General features: G+C 55.7%; 1 rRNA gene. It reads right to left on the reverse strand.

What is annotated here, in order from left to right:
• Positions 1 to 438, reverse strand: a 16S ribosomal RNA gene (locus tag M6G53_RS25125); the annotation flags it as partial.

Below are 438 nucleotides of genomic sequence, written 5' to 3' on the forward strand. Positions count from 1 at the left end.
GATGAATCTACCTTCCGTCAATTCCTTTGAGTTTTAGCCTTGCGGCCGTACTCCCCAGGCGGGGTACTTAATGCGTTAGCTGCGGCACGGAATCCGTTGATAAGACCCCACACCTAGTACCCAACGTTTACGGCGTGGACTACCAGGGTATCTAATCCTGTTCGCTCCCCACGCTTTCGCTCCTCAGCGTCAGTTCCAGCCCAGAGCGCCGCCTTCGCCACTGGTGTTCCTCCCGATATCTGCGCATTTCACCGCTACACCGGGAATTCCATACTCCCCTACCGGACTCAAGTCACAACAGTATCGGGTGGCGTCTCTGAGTTGAGCCCAGAGTTTTCACACCCGACTTATCGAACCGCCTACGAGCTCTTTACGCCCAATAAATCCGGACAACGCTTGCCCCCTACGTATTACCGCGGCTGCTGGCACGTACTAGTC

The sequence above is a fragment of the Serratia nevei genome (assembly GCF_024160145.1).
GTDB classification, from domain to species: Bacteria; Pseudomonadota; Gammaproteobacteria; order Enterobacterales; family Enterobacteriaceae; genus Serratia; species Serratia nevei_A.